This is a genomic window from Trinickia symbiotica (assembly GCF_003028655.1).
Classification (GTDB): Bacteria; Pseudomonadota; Gammaproteobacteria; order Burkholderiales; family Burkholderiaceae; genus Trinickia; species Trinickia symbiotica_A.
Window position 1 is genome coordinate 281435 of record NZ_PYUC01000006.1, and the last position, 14711, is coordinate 296145.

Here is a 14711-nt window from a genome sequence, read left to right on the forward strand (position 1 = left end):
CTCGATTCGAACGACGTCAACGATGGGGGGTTGCTACAAGGTCCCGCTTTGCTCGTTCGTTGCCTCCGCAAGAGGCGCCTCGACGGCAAAAGGCGGGGCCTCGACGCTACCGACGGAGCGCCGCGCGTTGAGGATATGCCGCGCCACGCGCGGGGCCGCATGCTTTGCCCCGAAGACAAAGCGCATCACTGGACCAAAACGATGCGCCGTAGCGGGGCCGATCACGTAGAGTCCCGGCACGCTGGTCTCGAAGTTGTTCGAGAGTCTAGGCAAGCCATCATCGAGAGTGATCGAGGCGACGAGTTCCTTCGAGATGAAACCGTGCCGCCGGAGATCGGTCTTGAAGCCCGTCGCTACGATCAGGTGTTGTGCCGTGATACGTGACTCGCCGTTCGCGGTCATCACGCGCATGACGACCTGATCGTTCTCGATCGCGGCATGGCGGATCTCGGCGCCAAACGACAGCTTGACCTTGTCGACGACGCGATCGCGGAGCCACCAGGCGCCCGCCGGACCGAACGATTTGTCCATGATCCGCTTGCGGCGTGCTTCGTTCAGGAACGAAAAAAGCAGTGGAAACTCCGAGAGAGCATGGCAGACCCATCCGCGGCCGAGGCCTGCATCGGGGCTCGTCAGCTTCGCTATCAGACTGCGCTGAGTGTCGGGCTTGCTCAGCCAGCGGACGGAGGGATCGCGGACCAATACATGAACGCGCGCCGCCCCCTGCTCGTTGAAGAGCGCAGCGAGACCAAGCGCCGATTGGCCTCCGCCGACGATCGCGATATCCATGCCTCGCGCCCAAGCCAAGCTACCGTATTCGGCCGAATGAGACACGTAACGCATCGGCAGGCCCCGCAGCAGCGGCGGCGTCTGCGCAAAGCCTTTGAGTCCCTGCGCAATCACGACCCTTCGTGCCGCAAGCGACTTGCCGTCGCTCATCGTCAAATGGAAGATGCCGTTCTCGCGTTGCAAATCCACGACATTGACTGTGCGAACGTCCGCAACCAGGTTCGACTGGAACCATAGTCCATAATCGACGAACGTTTCGAGCGGCAATTCCATCCCCACGGGCTGATACGCCATGCCTTTCAGGCGGTAGTAATCGCCGACTGTATAGCCCGAATGCGGAGCGGCGATGCTGGATGCAAACGCCTCGGATTTCAATAGCATTCCCGGCGGCATGAACTTGCGCCACGCCTCCATGGGTTCCCCGAGGATTTGGAAAGGTACGCCCGATGCTTTCAGAAACGTTGCGAGCGACAAGCCATAAGGGCCGGCGCCAATGATCGCGGTGTCGGTCTGGGACATTGGTTTTCTCCGTTCGAGGACGACGCGCAGCCACAACGAAGTCTAGGGAGAGGCCCCCTCGTCATCGGTACGCAGCCGCACAATGCCGACGAGGACGAACTTCGGCTTGGACTAGTCGGGATTCGACGAGCCGCGGCGACGCTGACGATCCATCGACGTTTCACTCGATGATGAACCATCCCGTACGCCGCCTCACTAACATAGGTCTCATGAATACGCTCACACCTCCTCAAGCAACCGCGCGGTTCACGCCCGCGATCGCGCGCATCCTCGCCACGGTCAGCATTGCATTCGTCGTCACGCAACTGGATGTGACGATCGTCAACATCGCCTTGCCGAGCATCGGCAACCAGTTGCGTGCGCCGGTGGCAAGCCTTCAATGGATCGTCGACGCCTATACGCTCGCATTCGCCGTGCTGATGCTTTCGGCCGGCGTGCTCGGCGATCGCTACGGCGCAAGGCGACTCTTCTCGGCGGGCCTTGCGTTGTTCGCATTGGCGTCGCTCGCATGCGGTCTCGCCCCGAACGCGCCGGCGCTCGTCGCTGCTCGCGCCGTACAAGGCGCGGCCGCGGCCGCGATGCTGCCGAACTCGCTCGCGCTGCTGAACCGGTCATGCGGCCACCACCCTCACTTGCGCGCTCGCGCAGTCGGACTATGGACCGCGTCGGGCGCGGTCTCGATTGCCGCGGGGCCTGTCCTCGGCGGGCTCTTGATCGCCGCGTTCGGCTGGCGCAGCATTTTCCTCGTCAACCTGCCGATCTGCGCGCTCGGTCTGCTGGCCACGTTTGCCTGGGTGCCGCACGAGCGCGAAGAAACGTTGCGCCGTCGAACGAGTGGGACTATCGGGATCGACTTTCCGGGTCAATGCGTCGCGATCGTCGCATTGACCGCTTTCACGGGCGCCGTGATCGAGTCACGGCCTCTAGGCGCGGGAAGTCCGTGGATCGTGGGTGCGTTGGCCGCCGCGATGCTCGCCTGCATCGCATTCATCGTCATCGAAATGCGTAGCAAAGCGCCGATGGTGCCGCTATCGCTGCTGCACGACGCAACGTTCTGCGCGGCCGTCATATTCGGCGTTTGCGTGAACCTGGCCTACTACGGGACCGTGTTCGTCTTGAGCCTCTACCTGCAGCGTGTGCATGGCGAGACGCCCCTCACGGCAGGCCTCGCATTCCTTCCGCTGACGGGAGGCTTCCTGGTCTCGAACGTCGTGAGCGGCTGGGTGGTCGCGCGCCGCGGGCCGCGCTTCCCTATGATGTTGGGCGCCGCGATCGGCGCGCTGGGCTACGGCTTGTTGCATACAGCGCAAGCCGACACTTCGTACGCGGCGCTCGTCGTGCCGTTTCTGTTGATTCCGGCTGGCATGGGGCTCGCCGTACCCGCGATGACGACGGCCATCCTCGCTTCGGTGGAACCGCATCGCGCCGGCACGGCTTCGGCCGTCCTCAATACCGCGCGTCAGGCGGGCGGCGCCGTGGGCGTTGCCGCGTTCGGCGCCCTCGCGAGCGGCACCGGCACGCAAGCGGTGGTGACCGGGCTACAGGCCTCGGCCGCGATGTCCGCCGCGTTGCTCATTGCAGGCATGTTGGCGAGCATTCTCGTCCACCCGGAAGGGTACGCACGGCAGGCGCTTGCAGGCGCGGCGGCGCGCGCCAGCCGCAACAAAGCGTGAGCGTTACATGAAAAAAAGCGGGCGGCGTTCGAGAAAACGCACACCGCCTGCACGCGAGGAAAGCGTCGGCCGTCAAAGCGTGGCGTTTTGTATCGTGCCCGTGTCGAGCGCGCGCTCGATGAGCCCTTCTTCGCACGCCTTGCGGATTGCATTGGCGATGAGCTTGTCGGGCGGTTCCATGTCCGCCTTCAGTGCGCCAATCAATCCGCTCGAATCGAATACGACGAGCGTCTCAGCCGAATCGTCGCGGCTGATGATGACGCGATGCGCCAACTCGCCTTCGCCGAGCGTCGCGCAAAACCGCATCGGACGGCCGTTAATGGTCTGCTCGAAATTCTCGATCATCGCTGCGCCCTCCGTGATGAAGCCGAAGCGTTCGTAGCGCTAGGAGAAGCAAGCTTCGTGCGCGGACGATGATTCATACCGACGAATGTTCGATTTCTCGGGCGCGGTTTCTATAGCAGACGCCGCTTCGGCGTACGCGCCGCGTCGATGCTGAGCGCGCCGGCGCCCGTCACGAAGAGCAGAAGGAAACCGCCTGCTATGCCGATGTTTTTCCAGAAATGAATCACCATGTCGCGCTGAACGGCCGCGTCGACGACGTTCCAGAAATCATGCCCGAGCACGGCCGTGACGACGGTATAGGCTGCCAGGATGATGCCCAGCGGACGGATCAAGAAGCCGACGACGAGGAAAATGCCGCCGATCAACTCGATTGCGGTCGCGATCGGCGCGCCGATCTCGGGGAACGGCACGCCTTTTGAATGCAGATACCCCACGAAACCGGAATAAGCCAGCAGCTTCATGACACCGCTCCAGAGAAAGAGCACAGAAAGCGCAAGGCGTGCAAAGAAGATGATGCCGGAATCGATGGGACGCGCCATGAATGCTTTCCTCCTTTTTTCGTCGATCATGACAGGCAGTGACGATCGCCGCGAGCCGGCGCGTCGATGCTCAGGATATGCGCTGCGCCGGGGATTTCCAAGCGCGGCGCGCATCCTCGTCCCTCAATCGAACGAACGACTCTGGAAGAAAGGCGAACCGCTCGAGCGCAAACGCAGCGAAAATCGAGCTGGCTCGGAGGCGGTTCGCGCCGATATTATTCTTTCGGCTCGGCTCGCGCCTATGCGACCTGCTGCGGCCTCGACTCGCCCGGATCGTCCGAGTCGTGATGGTCGCTTCCGCCCACCACGCCGAGCTGACGCATCATCGGCGCCTCCGAGCGCAGCCCGATCGCATTGAGCAGTCGGTACAACGTCGCCCGCGAAACGCCCAGCTCCGCCGCCGCGCTCGAAAGACTGTACGCGTGACGCGCGAGCGCCTCGCGTACCGCCGCGCGCTCCGCTTCGCAACGAACTTCGGCGAGCGTGCGCCCCGGCTTCGGCCCGGCATCGGGCAGACCGAGATCGTCGGCCGTGATGAAGCGTCCTTCCGCCATCACAACGGCACGCCTTACGCAATTGATGAGCTCGCGCACATTGCCGGGCCACGCGTAGTTGAACATCGCGGTAATCGCATCGCTCGAAAAGCCGCGAATCTTGCGCCGGCCGTCGCGCTTATGCAGCGTGAGCGCATGGTAGGCGAGCAGCTTGATATCGTGGCCGCGCTGGCGCAACGGCGGCTCGTCGAGGCGCAGCACGCACAGCCGATGATAGAGGTCGGCGCGGAAGCGCCCCGCCTCGATGGCCTGCTGCAAATCGACGTGCGTCGCCGAGATGATGCGCGCGTCGACCTTGGTCGAGGCGTTGCCGCCGAGGCGCTCGATCGTCCCCTCCTGCAAAAAGCGCAACAGGACGGCCTGGCACTCGTGCGGCATATCGCCGATCTCGTCGAGAAAGAGTGTTCCCCCGGCGGCGGCCTCGATGCGCCCGATCTTTCTTTGCAAGGCGCCGGTAAACGCGCCCCGCTCGTGACCGAACAGTTCCGACTGGAGCAACGATGGCGGAATCGCCGCGCAATTGATCGCGACGAAGGGCTGGGACGCGCGCGGCGAGCGATCGTGAATCGCGCGCGCGGTCAATTCCTTGCCTGTGCCCGATTCGCCGGCGATGAAGACGGGCGCATTGTTACGGGCGCATTTCTCCACCCCGCGATAGAGCCGCTGCATCGGTTCGCTGTTGCCGATCATCGTGCAGCACCCCGGCATCGGCGGACCCGAGTCGACGCTGTCACGCAGGACCGAGAGGCCATGCGCATGGCCGAGCACGATCGCGAGCCGCTGATCGTCGCACGGCATCGTGACGAAATCGAAACAATAGTCGAGGATGAAGCGCCGAATCGCGGGCTGCTCGGCTTGTCCATGACGAACTTGTGCAACCCATGTTGCGTCCGTATGGGACACACTCGCTTCCAACTCGGCCAACTGCTGCTCCGTGCAGTCCAGCGGCATCGCGACGACGCCGACGCGAATGACGCCGCGTTCGAGCATGCGGTCGACCTGTTGAGGTGTTCTAGCGTGAACGACATGCCAGCCGGCCGAGACGAGTCCGTCCTCGCCGACGACATCGGGCTTCAGCGAAAGAAAAAGAACGGTCCGCTCGGCGCGCAGCGGATTCGACGCTTTGTTGTTCATGTTGCCCCCGTATCGATGCGTAACCGTTGTTCCTCAGACGTATTAAAACGGCATGCATCGGTCCAAACTTTGATTTCGATCAATGGCGGTATAAGACACTGCACTATTACTTACCCGCATCGATCGAAACCCAATCCGAGGCCGGCCGTCTCGAGCGGCTCAAGCCCCATTTTTCATCCCGCCTCGCATAGGTCAGGATGTCCCGGTTCACGACAATTGAACTGCCGGCATCGATGCGATGCCGGACCAGAACGACGGTCGTGCCTGCTTCTTACCTCGGAATGATTTTTATTTGCGCGCTTTCGTCCCGCACACCGCCCGGTGGAGGTGTTGGGACGATCGCACATTGAAGCCCCTTGCATTGCAACATAGACGACAATGTGACGAAATGCCATAGAAAAATAAACGCATTAGGCCAAATCCTGATACGGGCGCAGTTTGAAACGGTGGGGGTGCGGTGGTCAACATACTTATTTGCGTCCCCCGTCACAAAGTTGCAAACTTCGCAAGGTAGAGCTGGCTTGGCCCAGCGAGTGGCCGGCGGCTGGCTGCGACGCCTATGCAAAGGCACACATTAAGAGGCAACAAACATTGCATAAAGGGCAATGTCTTACCGTCCCGACCGCTGGGAGATAAGGTGTCACCCGTAAGGCGTTTCCCGATGTTTGACAGGGCAATCAATGCGCGCATGGCGTTATTTCATTAAAGCTATAACGTCATCGAAATCGGACTGGCGTGACGGAATCCCGGTAATAGCTTTGGGGAAAAATGCAGAGTTCTCCGCAGCTGCAAAACGCCAACGTATCAACATTGAAACGTCTAATCTTAGGTAGACGCCAGAACCTCCCGGTTTCTGATTCAATTCCGCGACATCGCCGGCAGCGAAACTGTCGCTTGCTGCTGGGGCGGATGCGCCGCCCCTACTAAAAAGGGGTGCTCGACGACCGTCCGACCGCCGCTCGGTTTTGTCGCAAACTTGCGACAACTTGGGCGGCCGGAGGCTCGGGGCCCGCCTTGTCGCCACGCCCCTCCCTTGAAACCGAGGGCTTCCACAGCGATTGGCATAGGGTTTGCAAAGCTTGCCCGGCGGAAGTCGGCGACCGTTACACATACAACAGCCATTAGAAGAGCCCATCGAGGCCAAGATGAAATGGCGGACTGCATGACCTACGGGGAGGGTCCTTCGCGTTCGCTGCCGCTCGCATGAAGCGACGGCAGCGAACCGCTGAGGGCGCTAAAACAACTATCGGCCGACCGATTGCGCTCGTGAACAGCTCAGCCTGTCGAAAAGGAAAACGGATCCGGGGTGAAATATGGAGATCAGTGCGGCGATCGCCACGCAGCGCGCAACGGACCATGCGTTACAGCGGCAAATCGATCAGCTCAAACGCTTGCACGAACAACCCATTCGGGACGAGGTCACGCTGAACCTCGTGATTCCATGCTTCAACGAAGAAGCTGTATTGCCGGAAACTACTCGGCGGCTTCTTGCGCTGCTCGACGGTCTCATCCTTCAGGGGAAGGTGGGGGAATCGAGCAGCATCACTTATGTTGACGACGGGTCGCAGGACCGCACGTGGGAATTGATCGAAGCGCTCCATACGGCCGAACCGCGCGTGCACGGCGTCAAACTCTCTCGCAATCACGGGCATCAGAACGCATTGCTCGCCGGATTGCTTAACGTCGAAGGCGACGTTCTCATTAGCCTTGACGCTGACTTGCAAGATGATCTTGCGGCTATCCCCCGGATGATCGAGGAATACCGTAAAGGCGCCGAAATTGTATTCGGCGTGCGGCGGCGGCGCGACACAGATAGCTTCTTCAAGCGATTCAGCGCGCGCAGTTATTATCGGCTCCTGCGCCGCTTTGGCGTCAACGTGCTGCAAGATCATGCTGACTTCCGGCTGATGAGCCGGCGCGCGATAGAGGAATTGCGAGGCTTTCGGGAAGTCAACTTGTTCCTGCGGGGAATCGTGCCGCTCCTGGGATTCCGCGCAGCGACCGTCGAGTACGACCGCGGCGCGCGCTTCGCGGGAGAAAGCAAATATCCGCTCACCAAGATGTTCATGCTGGCGTTCGACGGAATTTCATCGTTTTCGACGAAGCCGCTTCAGTGGAGCGCCTATGTGGGCGGCGTGCTCGCACTCGCTTCGCTCGGGTGCGGCTCCTGGGCGTTGTCCATTCGCCTCTTTACGGACAGGAGCCTGCCCGGGTGGGCATCGACCGTGATTCCCATGTACTTCCTCGGCGGCCTTCAGTTGCTGTTTCTCGGCGTGATCGGCGGGTACATCGCGAAGATCTACACAGAAACGAAGCAGCGTCCCCGGTTCATCGTCGAGAGGACGCTGTAGCGCCGGTTGGACACACGAGCCGCGCGGACGTCGGGTGAATGTCTAGTGCCACATGCCATCGCCGTCGGATTACCGCCTGACCGTAAAAGACTGCACTAGGGCAATCGCTGCCGCCGGAGGCCCGGGAGGAACCTGATGCAAAGTATCAATGCAAGTCAGCCACGAACAACAGCGACGGCGCTTACATTCAGCGGGTTCCGCACGCTTTTCTTCGCAGTGACGATTTCGGGTGGTCTCATCTTCTGGCTCGCCCCGCACCCGCCAATGTCCGACCTCGCGCAACATGCCGGACAGGTCGCGCTGCTGCACGACTTGCTCCTAGACCAGTCGCCGTGGACCCACCTGCTTCGGATCAATCTGTTCACGCCGTACGTGCTCGCGTACGGACTGTCCACCGCCCTATCGTTTTTGACATCGGTCGAGACCGCGCTAAAGCTCGTGCTGACGCTGGCCTTCTATGGGTTCGTCGCGAGCTACGTCATGCTGAGAAAACGTCTTGTCGCCGACGAACGTTTGGACTGGCTATGCATTCCAGGATTTTTTGGCTTCGCATACGAGTATGGGTTCTTTTCCTACCTGGTTGCTACACCGATCGCCATGCTTTTTCTCCGGGCCGCGCTCGATTACGCCGAAGGGCCTTCGCTCAGGCGCGGCATCACCGTACTCCTCGTGGATATCGCGGTCTTCTTCTCGCACGGACTACTGTTCCTATTCGTCAGCGCCATTGGAGGCGCGTTTTTGCTGGCCCGCTACCGCAACGATTGGCGGAAGATGGCGCGTGTCGGTTGGCCGTACGCGCCTCCTCTCGCGTTGTGCGTCGCATACACGTTCTTGCATCGAAGTGTCGACCTGGCGCCGATGTATCCGTTCAGAGTGATATGGAGCTTTCAATCATCATGGATGATGGAGCTGCTGGTTCGGCTTGGTTGCGCCACCGTCTATCCGTGGGCGATCATTCCGGACAATTGGACGGTCCCGGTCACACTGCTGATGTTCGCGGCCCCTTTTTTCATGGGTTCGCGGTGGTGCCGAAATGGCATGGCATATATGCCGCTCGCGGTTCTTGGAATCCTGTGGTTCTCCGTGCCAATTTTCGCGATGAACACCGCCTATCTCTTTCATCGGTTCGCGCTCTTTATTTTCCCTTTCTATGCCTTGAACTTCCGCTCCGCCACGGATGGCGACGCAATGCGGGAAGGCTTTGACCGTCGCGCGCTGCTGACACAACTGGCGGTTGCCGCTGTCTGCATCGCCTTTTTGGGCATGCAGGGCGTGCGCGCGTTGCGCTTCGCTAAGGAAAGCGCCGATTTCGAGGCGATTGCGGCAGAAGTCGCTCCCGGTCAACGCGTCTTGAACATCGTGTTCAGCAAGGACAGTCCGGCGGCAGAGAACCCGGTCGTCTACGAGAACTTTGCACTCTGGTACCAGGCGGATCGCCGTGGGCTAGTTGATTTCAACGCAGCGTGGTTCCCGCCGCAAGTCGTTCGCTACCGGCTCGATCGACTTCCGGCCGTCGGGCCTGCCCAAGTTGCGCCAAAACCGCTATCCGAGACTTTCGACTGGCACCGGCACGAGGCTTGGTTGTATCGCTACTTCTTCGTGCGGCATACCTCTCCAATACCAGACAGGTTCTTCGCCAATCAGGACTGTCGTGTCGTTCTGGTGAGGACGGTTGGAAATTGGTCGGTATATGAGAAGCAATCGTGTCACCGTCAATGAGCCATGCCATACACCCAGCGGTGGTGCAAATTGCGCACAGATGTCCGTAAAAACTGAACGGCTGCTAGTCGACGCGCCTGAACACACCGTTGCGTCCGCGAGGGCAGCTTCAAGTAAAGATCCAGCGGGAGGGGTGCAATGCTATCCAAGCTGACTGAGAAGAACATCGCCCGAGAATACGACGAGGTTTTCTATCGCTATCAGCGCGAGGGATCGGTTCTCTCCGCGCGCAACGTGCTGCCGAAAGTGAATGGCGAGTTGAAGCCAGCGAGCGTCCTGGATGTCGGCTGTGGCGCAGGCGCGTGGCTTAGCGTGCATCGTGAAATTGGGGTGAAGGAGATCGTCGGCATCGATGGCAATTACGTCGACCGATCGATCCTGATGTTCCCTGAGAAATGCTTTTTCCCGCTGGACATCTCAAAGCCCTTCGATCTTGGTCGGACTTTCGATCTCGTTCAGTGCCTGGAAGTGGCCGAACACATTCCGAAGCATTGCAGTGACGTTCTCATCGATAATCTCGTCCGGCATGGGAGCTGCATTTTGTTCTCCGCAGCGGCAAAGGGCCAGGGCGGCGAGAATCATGTCAACGAGCAACAGTACGGCTACTGGCGCGATTCGTTTGCAAAACGCGGTTACTCGCTGTTCGATTTCGTTCGTCCATTAATCGCTCACGATGAGCACATTGAGGTCTGGTACAAGTATAACGTCCTGTTTTTTGCACGCGCCGACGAACTCGCACGCCTCTCGACATTGGTCACTTCAGCGTTCGTCGATCCCGATGCTCGGGTCAGGGACGTCTCGCCGCCCGCCTATCGGCTGCGAAAGGTCCTACTGCGGTGGCTGCCGGTCAGTCTGAAGACGGAGATTGCTGTCATCAAAAGCCGGCTCGCGGTGCGCAAACTCAGGGCCAAAGAGGTAGCGTTGTGAGGACTTCTATCTATGTCCCTCTATTGTTAGGGGTAATGTTTGCGGCGATCGGGCAAGTCGCCCTCAAAGTGGGAGCCGACGGCAAACAGGCGCTTCTCGAGTTTTTCAATGTCTGGGTAATCTGCGGGTTGGTTTCCTATGGCATCGGGACGCTGTTCTGGATCTTCTCGCTGAGCCGGGCAGGGCTTACCGTCGTCTATCCGTTTACCGCGTTGACGTTTGTGCTTGTCTATCTCGCGGGGATTGTGCTGTTCGGCGAGCGCGTCGGGTACATGCAGTGGCTGGGAATCGCGCTCATTTTAGGTGGGCTGTATGTTGTTTCCGCCGTTCAGTAAGGTTTGCGCGCACCGTCCCTTTACGAGACAACAACCATGGGTTTGCAAAAAACGGGGGCGGCCGTAGTAGCCGCCTCGAGAAAAGAGATCGGCACTAACCGGATCACGCTCTATGCGATCACATCCTTGACTATTCAATGGGTTGTCATTGCTGTCTGGGGTGGACGTTACTACCTCTTTAATCAAACAGACGCGCCAATGCTGGGATGGGATTTCGTCGTTTTTTGGTCTGCCGCGCGCGTTGCACTCGAGCATGGTGCCGCGCTGGTTTTTTCCCCGGAGTTAATGGCCGCGATGGAAACCAGCATTCCGGGCGTCAAGGGTCTGGCCGCGTGGCCGTATCCGCCCACGTTCTTGCTGGCCATCCTCCCGGCCGGCTTGCTCTCCTTCACCGGAGCCTTCGCGGTTTTTTCCGCCGCTGGGCTCACCGTCTATGCTCTAGCGTTGAAGGGGGCGGCCCAAGGGCTCGACCGGCTGCATTTCCTGTTTGCGGCCGGATTTACTGGCGTCGGTGTTGCTCTCGCGGCCGGTCAAAACACCCTATTTACGGCGGCCGCGGCAGCCGGCGCGCTCGGCTTTCTTGCATCCAGTCCGATACTCGCAGGAGCGTGCGTTGCCACGCTCGCGATCAAACCGCAACTTGCTGTCCTTTTCCCGCTCATGCTTGCATCCGGCCGACAATGGAAGGCGCTCGCCGCGTCGGCGATATGGGCACTCGCGTTCGCTGCGACCGCGACGGCGGCGTTCGGTACCGAGGCGTGGACCGCTTTTGCCGCTTATCTGCCCACATTCAATCAAATATTCGTCGAGCACGGCGATTCTCACTGGATGGCAATGCCTACAGTTTTTGCGGCTGCACGCCAATCTCGATTATCGGTTGCATCGGCGTATGTCGCTCAAGCGCTCATCGCGGTTCCCGCAGTCATTTCGACCGCCTATCTTTGGCTGCGTGAAGCAAGGTTCGAGCTGCGCGCATCGGCGCTCATCGTATGCACGCTGCTGGTCCAGCCCTATCTGATGTACTACGACCTCGCTTGGCTCGCGCTTTCCATCACCTTCTTGATGCGCGACATGAAAGTAGCGGAGCTGAAACGCATCGAGTGGGTGGTCCTCGTCGCAGCTTGGCTCTTGCCGATACAGGCATTCCTTTCAGTCGTGTTCGACTTTCCGTGCCAGCTGGCGCCGATCGTGATGATCGCCCTGCTGGCTGTCGTCGTGCGCCGGCAGTTCGCCATTCGGCAACGACCGTGCTAATCGAGCCAAGCATCGCGAGGAACTCAATTGAATACGACGTTTTCAGCAAAAGGCCTAAATGCCGCATCGCGGTATGTCATACCGTTTCCGGCGCTCTCGCTTTGCATCGGTTACGCCGTCGTTCTTTTCGCGCGGCGTGCGTTCAATGACGGCGACACGTATTGGCACATTGCCACCGGCCTTTGGATCCTTGCACATCATTCGATCCCTCACGTGGATCCTTTCTCGTACGCGCTTGCCGGCGCGCCATGGACAGCTCACGAATGGCTATCCGAGGTCCTCATGGCACTTGCGTACCGAGCCGGCGCATGGGACGGAGTGCTCGTTCTGTTCGCCACCGCAGCAGCGGCGACCTGCGGCTCGCTGGCGCGCTATCTGGGGCGCTGGATGGATCAGCCGGAAGCAGCGATCGTCTTCTTGCTCGGCATCGCGTGCGCCGGCGGCAGCTTGCTTGCGCGCCCGCATCTACTGGCGTTGACGGCGCTAACACTTTGGACTATCGGTCTCATGAACGCGAAAGACCAGGGCTCTTCGCCCGCCCTTTGGCTACTGCCCCTCATGAGCATATGGGCAAATCTGCACGGAAGCTTCGTATTCGGCTTCGCGCTGGCGTTGCCCATCGCCCTCGAAGCCGTGGTCGAGTCAGAGCCGTCTCGACGGTTGGTGACCGCACGGCGTTGGGCGCTATTCCTCGCGGCCGCTATCGCAGCTTCTCTTGTGACACCTCACGGCTGGCACGGCCTGCTGTTCCCGTTTCTCTTGATGCGCATGTCGATCAATTCGAATATCGCCGAGTGGGCACCGACGAGCTTTCATACGTTCCAACCTCTGGAAGGTGCGCTAGTTGCACTGCTTTACGTCGCTTTCACGCGCAGCGTACGCGTGCCGGTCGGCAGACTCGCTATTCTGATCGGCCTGCTTTGCCTTTCGCTCTCGCATGCGAGACACCAGATGGTCGCGGGCGTGGTCGGGGCGATCGTCTTGGCGAAGCCCCTTGGCCACGCGTTTGGCCAGGCCGATGGTGCGGCCGAAGAGATCGCGATTCCTATCGGCAAGCGTTGGATGACTGTCGTCATCGCTTGCTTAGCAGTGCTAACCATCGTGCGGTTCACTGATCCGCTCGAGCGCTCAGACGATCCGGTATCGCCGATTACGGCTATCGGACACGTCCCGCAAGCGGTTCTGGATATGCATGTGCTCAACAGTTATGAGTTTGGCGGCTATCTGATATTCAGACACATAAAGCCGTTCATCGACGGCCGCGCTGACCTCTATGGGGACGCGTTCATCACGGAATACATCGCGGGAGTTGCGCAGAGCCGCGCCACACTGCAGCACATCATCGACAAATATGACATTCGCTGGGCCCTTCTCGCTGCCGGCACCCCTACTGTCGACACTATTTCATCGCTTCCTCATTGGCGGCGCCTTTACGCCGACGATGTCGCCGCCGTCTTGATACGCGACGAGCCGACGCACCAAGTCGATCGTGGAACACCCTGATTCAACGGTCCGCGGCACGGACACCCGTGACTGAGCGCCTGCGCGCCGCGTCGTACCGCGATGCATTGCGCGCGCGCAACTCTGTGCGCGCCGTGGGCAATGCGCTCACCTTGCTCGTCGTCTGATAACGACGACGTACGAGATAGATAGGGCGTTCCTTCGTCTCGTGATAAATGCGCCCGATATATTCTCCGATGACGCCAATTCCGACGAGCTCGATCCCGCCCATGAAAAGCAAAATCGAGATGATTGAGGCATAACCGGGCACCGGATTGCCGAATAGCAACGTACGCCCGACAATGGCGCCGCCGTAACAAAACGCGAGTGTCGCGATCGCAAGCCCGATGTATGTCCAGCTTCGCAATGGTACCGTGCTGAAGCTCGTGATTCCTTCGAGCGCGAAGTTCCAGAGGCGCCACCCAGAGAACTTCGATCGACCTGCGCTGCGCGGCTCCCGCTCGTACTCGACGATGACCGTCCGATAGCCGACCCACGCGAACAACCCCTTCATGAAGCGATGCCGCTCGGGCAAGCTCCGTATTGCGCTGACGACCGTGCGATCCATCAAGCGAAAGTCTCCGACGTTCTCCGGCAGCTTAACGTCCGAGAGCGCGTTATGGATGCGGTAATAGAGCGCGGCTGTCTTGCGCTTCAAGAACGAATCGCAGGCGCGGTTGGTCCGTTTTGCCGCGACCACCTCTGCCCCGTCGAGCCAGTGCTCGATCATTACAGGGATCAAGCTCGGGGGATCCTGCAGATCGGCGTCGATCGGAATGACGGCGTCGCCGGACGCTTCATCGAGGCCGGCCGTCAGCGCCGCTTCTTTGCCGAAGTTGCGCGTGAGATCGATGACGCGCACGCGCGCATCGCGAGCGCTCGCCTGCACTAGCTTATCCAGGGTTCCGTCACTGCTGCCGTCGTTGACGCAGACGATTTCGAATCGGATCGATTCGATCGCCTCGAGCACCGGAACGATCGTCCGTAAAAACGTCTCCACCGCATCGATTTCGTTGTAGAACGGTACGACCATCGAAACCAAAGGCTTGCCGATCGACTGAGCCATCATGTC

12 protein-coding genes and 1 pseudogene are annotated in these 14711 nt (G+C 60.2%); 8 read left to right on the forward strand and 5 right to left on the reverse strand.

Annotation, left to right across the window (positions count from 1 at the left end; all coding sequences use genetic code 11):
* Nucleotides 1-33: 33 nt before the first annotated feature.
* Nucleotides 34-1308 carry an FAD-dependent oxidoreductase gene (locus C9I57_RS14160; RefSeq protein WP_107151295.1) on the reverse strand — a complete coding sequence of 425 codons (1275 nt, stop codon included), beginning with the start codon at nucleotides 1306-1308 and terminating at the stop codon, nucleotides 34-36.
* A 209-nt stretch (nucleotides 1309-1517) separates the two neighbouring features.
* Between C9I57_RS14160 and C9I57_RS14165 the strand changes: the two genes are divergently transcribed.
* A complete protein-coding gene (locus C9I57_RS14165; protein WP_107151296.1) occupies nucleotides 1518-2981 on the forward strand; it encodes an MFS transporter in 1464 nt (487 codons plus the stop codon).
* A 72-nt stretch (nucleotides 2982-3053) separates the two neighbouring features.
* Here C9I57_RS14165 and C9I57_RS14170 read toward each other — a convergent pair whose 3' ends face one another.
* From C9I57_RS14170 to C9I57_RS14180, 3 genes are all read right to left on the reverse strand, one after another.
* Entirely contained in the window at nucleotides 3054-3326 is a 273-nt protein-coding gene (locus tag C9I57_RS14170) for a hypothetical protein (protein ID WP_107151297.1), read from the reverse strand.
* Nucleotides 3327-3436: 110 nt separating this feature from the next.
* Nucleotides 3437-3865, reverse strand: coding sequence for a DoxX family protein (locus C9I57_RS14175; protein WP_107151410.1), 429 nt, complete (start codon nucleotides 3863-3865; stop codon nucleotides 3437-3439).
* Between the two features lie 239 nt (nucleotides 3866-4104).
* Complete coding sequence (locus tag C9I57_RS14180) at nucleotides 4105-5553, reverse strand: sigma-54 dependent transcriptional regulator (RefSeq protein WP_107151298.1); 1449 nt, start codon at nucleotides 5551-5553, stop codon at nucleotides 4105-4107.
* Nucleotides 5554-6866: 1313 nt separating this feature from the next.
* Between C9I57_RS14180 and C9I57_RS33240 the strand changes: the two are divergent.
* The 7 genes and pseudogenes from C9I57_RS33240 to C9I57_RS14210 form a co-directional block, all read left to right on the forward strand.
* Nucleotides 6867-7427: pseudogene (locus tag C9I57_RS33240) on the forward strand (glycosyltransferase family 2 protein); the annotation flags it as partial.
* Between the two features lie 3 nt (nucleotides 7428-7430).
* Complete coding sequence (locus tag C9I57_RS33245; RefSeq protein WP_258187651.1) at nucleotides 7431-7904, forward strand: hypothetical protein; 474 nt, start codon at nucleotides 7431-7433, stop codon at nucleotides 7902-7904.
* Nucleotides 7905-8039: 135 nt separating this feature from the next.
* Nucleotides 8040-9623 (forward strand): hypothetical protein, encoded by a 1584-nt coding sequence (locus C9I57_RS14190; protein WP_107151300.1) that lies wholly within the window; start codon nucleotides 8040-8042, stop codon nucleotides 9621-9623.
* Nucleotides 9624-9761: 138 nt separating this feature from the next.
* Nucleotides 9762-10550: a methyltransferase domain-containing protein gene (locus tag C9I57_RS14195; protein ID WP_107151301.1), complete on the forward strand. Its 789-nt coding sequence runs from the start codon at nucleotides 9762-9764 to the stop codon at nucleotides 10548-10550.
* 35 nt (nucleotides 10551-10585) lie between these two features.
* The gene (locus tag C9I57_RS14200) at nucleotides 10586-10885 is read left to right on the forward strand and encodes an SMR family transporter (protein WP_258187640.1); all 300 of its coding nucleotides are present in this window, start codon (nucleotides 10586-10588) and stop codon (nucleotides 10883-10885) included.
* A gap of 36 nt (nucleotides 10886-10921) precedes the next feature.
* Nucleotides 10922-12139: a glycosyltransferase family 87 protein gene (locus C9I57_RS14205; RefSeq protein WP_107151303.1), complete on the forward strand. Its 1218-nt coding sequence runs from the start codon at nucleotides 10922-10924 to the stop codon at nucleotides 12137-12139.
* A 282-nt stretch (nucleotides 12140-12421) separates the two neighbouring features.
* Nucleotides 12422-13642, forward strand: coding sequence for a hypothetical protein (locus C9I57_RS14210; RefSeq protein ID WP_146166222.1), 1221 nt, complete (start codon nucleotides 12422-12424; stop codon nucleotides 13640-13642).
* A gap of 1 nt (nucleotide 13643) precedes the next feature.
* On the opposite strand, the gene C9I57_RS14215 is transcribed toward C9I57_RS14210, so the two are convergent.
* Complete coding sequence (locus C9I57_RS14215) at nucleotides 13644-14705, reverse strand: glycosyltransferase family 2 protein (RefSeq protein ID WP_107151411.1); 1062 nt, start codon at nucleotides 14703-14705, stop codon at nucleotides 13644-13646.
* Nucleotides 14706-14711: the final 6 nt, after the last annotated feature.

What these genes read in the sequence shown, in the direction of transcription:
- C9I57_RS14165 (WP_107151296.1), top strand. Translation starts at nt 1,518, where the DNA reads ATGAATACGCTCACACCTCCTCAAGCAACCGCGCGGTTCACGCCCGCG.
- C9I57_RS14190 (WP_107151300.1), top strand. Translation starts at nt 8,040, where the DNA reads ATGCAAAGTATCAATGCAAGTCAGCCACGAACAACAGCGACGGCGCTT.
- C9I57_RS14160 (WP_107151295.1), bottom strand. Translation starts at nt 1,308, where the DNA reads ATGTCCCAGACCGACACCGCGATCATTGGCGCCGGCCCTTATGGCTTG.
- C9I57_RS14180 (WP_107151298.1), bottom strand. Translation starts at nt 5,553, where the DNA reads ATGAACAACAAAGCGTCGAATCCGCTGCGCGCCGAGCGGACCGTTCTT.
- C9I57_RS14175 (WP_107151410.1), bottom strand. Translation starts at nt 3,865, where the DNA reads ATGGCGCGTCCCATCGATTCCGGCATCATCTTCTTTGCACGCCTTGCG.
- C9I57_RS14200 (WP_258187640.1), top strand. Translation starts at nt 10,586, where the DNA reads ATGTTTGCGGCGATCGGGCAAGTCGCCCTCAAAGTGGGAGCCGACGGC.
- C9I57_RS14210 (WP_146166222.1), top strand. Translation starts at nt 12,422, where the DNA reads ATGGCACTTGCGTACCGAGCCGGCGCATGGGACGGAGTGCTCGTTCTG.
- C9I57_RS14170 (WP_107151297.1), bottom strand. Translation starts at nt 3,326, where the DNA reads ATGATCGAGAATTTCGAGCAGACCATTAACGGCCGTCCGATGCGGTTT.
- C9I57_RS14205 (WP_107151303.1), top strand. Translation starts at nt 10,922, where the DNA reads ATGGGTTTGCAAAAAACGGGGGCGGCCGTAGTAGCCGCCTCGAGAAAA.
- C9I57_RS14195 (WP_107151301.1), top strand. Translation starts at nt 9,762, where the DNA reads ATGCTATCCAAGCTGACTGAGAAGAACATCGCCCGAGAATACGACGAG.
- C9I57_RS14215 (WP_107151411.1), bottom strand. Translation starts at nt 14,705, where the DNA reads ATGGCTCAGTCGATCGGCAAGCCTTTGGTTTCGATGGTCGTACCGTTC.